The sequence below is a fragment of the Fulvivirga lutimaris genome (assembly GCF_009711525.1).
Taxonomy (GTDB): Bacteria; Bacteroidota; Bacteroidia; order Cytophagales; family Cyclobacteriaceae; genus Fulvivirga; species Fulvivirga lutimaris.
Genome location: NZ_SMLV01000143.1, coordinates 1 through 2,985, shown reverse-complemented (window position 1 = coordinate 2,985; position 2,985 = coordinate 1). Strand labels below are relative to the sequence as shown.

The following is a 2,985-nucleotide window of genomic DNA, read 5'->3' as shown; positions in this document are numbered from 1 at the left end:
AAGATAAACTACTAAAAGCGAGTTAAAAAAAGCCCCTCTTGGATATCCAGGAGGGGCTTTTTTAATTTCATTGGCTTAACCAATAAAGTACATTTCTGGCCATCTGCTTCCAATCATAGCCGCTGTCATTTAGGCCAGCAGAGATTTCTGAGTCTTTGATCTTAAATAACATGGAGCTAAATCCATTAGAATCTCCAAGAGCCACAACTTTTCCATTACCTACTGTGCCAACTAAGCATTGAGAAGTTCCTGAACCTCGTGGTCCCACTCCTGTTGTGTGTTTTGTTATTTGGGCTGATGGTGATAATTGCAATACATTTTCATAACCTTCTCCCTTAAGAGCACTTCCTCCATAAGTGGTTAGGTTGCTCACTCTTGTTGAACTATTTCTCCCTTTAACAATCGGATGATTTGTATTCAGCAATCCATTTTCTTCAGAGTAAACAATCCAACCAGAGTGCCCTCTATTATCATAATTCATACTATCAACGACATAGCCCACTGTAGATTCTAATCTAAACTTTTTAAGCAGTGGATTGATAGCTTGATCAAAAGGGGCATGCTCAGTGAACACTAAGAGTGATCCTCCATTATTTACCCATGCATAGAGGCTGTTGATTTCGTCTGCAGTGAATGCAATCTCATCTGTAACCTCCAATTTAGTGGTGAATTCAAAAGGCAGCGCAGTCATGATCATTATTATATCAAACTGATCTAAATAGGCTGGCGTAAATTGTGCACTGTCAATAACTGGATTATAGCCATCAGCTTTTGACAAAGCTTCAAATGGCTTGATAAAGCCTTCGGTTACAAGAAAATTATGATGCCCTGCGTCAAAAAGAATTTTTGGCTCTTCACCCTCATCAAAAGCAGGATTTGAAACGGCAGGATCAAAATTCGCATCATTTTGCATAGGCCATTTCTGACCAAAAGAAACTTGAGTAGCAAATAGTAGAAGTAAAAGAACTGAAGCTTTCATTTTACTGATAATGCGTTATACCAATTGCCTCATACAAATCTTTAGATGAGTACATATTACCGCCTTTCATCGTAAGATCCACTTTTCGAATGTCTCCTATATTTTTTATAGGATCACCATTTACTAAGATAAGATCGGCCGTTTTCCCTACTTCAATACTGCCCAGCTCTTCTTGCACTCCTATAACTTCAGCAGAATTATATGTGGCAATCTTGAGCACCTCCGGAGCGGGGATACCTGCTCTAACATAATTCTCCAGTTCAGTATGTAACCCAAAGCCCACCATTGAGTCCGTGCCAGGAACGATAACTATACCTGCATCATAAAGTGCCTTTACGATAGCCAGCAGCTTGGCATAAGATGCCTTATACTGATCGACTTTACCATCAGGAATTGGAAGTCCTCCTGAATAAAACCCTCTTTTCACCTGAATTGGTAACCTATCAAGGATAGAAGCAAAAGATGGGTCTGGCTCACCTGCCTTTGATGACAACATGCCTTCAAATATGGATACTGTGGGGTCGGAAACAATATTGTTAACCTTCATCAAATTGACAAAATCCTTAAACTCTTTGCTTTCCAAATCAAGCGTGTGGGTGTGCTCACCTATCATTGAGAAACGTAAAGGTGTACGCGTGTCTATGGTATCGCTTAAAAAGTTTAACGCCAACATGTTAACATGCTGAATTTCATCATAACCCGCCTCTATGGCTTCCTCTGCCAGCATATAAGAAGGAATATGGCCACTCAATTTCATGCCTAAACTATGAGCTCTTTCTGCCAAAGGCTTTACCCACTCAGGGTCTATAGAACTGTAAAGTTTAATTTGTTGGTACCCTCGCTCATGATAGAAATCAATAGCTTCAAGTCCCTCTTCCAAATTATTAATGATTTTGCCTATTGGTCCTGCATATGGTCCTGCTTTATCGATAAACCCGCTCATTATTAAAATTCTTGGCCCTAGTACCGTGTTGTCGTCAAACTCCTTTTTGATATCAGGCAAATCAAATGAATTAGCCATATCACGCACAGATGTTACTCCTGCAGCAAGATTCATTAGACCCTGAGACCTGTCCAGATGCCCATGCATATCAAACAAACCTGGTAACAATGTTTTATTGGTGGCATCTATCACCTCAGCTGCCTCGGGAACCTCGGCAGTTCCATCAATAATGCTTTCAATTTTGCCTTCACTAACTACAACATGCTTATTGGTAATTATTTTTGCCTGCTGTGCATCAAATACATTCGCATTTTTAAATACCACTTTACCGTCAGGAATTTGGGTCAGTGTTCTTGCTAAATTCTTATAATACTCCTTTTCAGAGTTGGTCTGATGGTCCAGGAGTTCCTGCTTAAGGTCTTCGTAACCTTCTCTAATGAAAGTAAGCCATGTAGATGGGTAGGCAAAAAATCTGTTATTGCCATCTAACCAAACATAGGAAGGTGTAAATGAAAGGCCGTTGTATTCTACTAGCTGTAGCTCCAGGGTATCACCAAACGTATACTTTTTAGTTCCTGACAACTTAACATTACCGCTAGGGTACAGCTCTATAGTTTCAGCTTTTGAAGTCAGCATATTTCTCAACATCAACTCTGTATTGCCAAATCCACTATTAATACCCAGATAGTGGCCTTCCTTTGCGGTAGCCACACCTGCCTCAGAAGTACTTTTCCACTCGGCTTTTTCGCCATTATTTTCAAAATGCTCAAAAACGGTATCTTTTAAATAATTGTGCCCAATAATCTCTAGCGCAGATATAAATCCATTTTCATCCAGATTAATGGATTCTACCAAATGCGGTCCTCTACCGCGGTCATTAAATTCCCATTCGTACTTGTAAGTTCCATCCTCTGCCAACCAACTCTTCATGTAACCAGACTCATTATCTCCGAAAAAAAGCTTGTAATTGATGGCTTCATAATCAGTTTTCGCGGTAGTTTTTTCTTCAGGTTGGCTGCAGCTTGCCAAAATAATAGCTGTCACAAATGGTATTAAGTACTTC

At 39.9% G+C, this 2,985-nt stretch carries 2 protein-coding genes; both read right to left on the bottom strand.

Annotated elements, in window-relative coordinates; translation table 11 throughout:
* Positions 1–67: 67 nt before the first annotated feature.
* Complete coding sequence (locus E1140_RS00870; RefSeq protein ID WP_155178065.1) at positions 68–979, bottom strand: hypothetical protein; 912 nt, start codon at positions 977–979, stop codon at positions 68–70.
* A 1-nt stretch (position 980) separates the two neighbouring features.
* On the bottom strand, positions 981–2,985 hold a 2,005-nt coding region (locus tag E1140_RS00865; protein ID WP_221412601.1), incomplete at its 5' end, for an amidohydrolase family protein.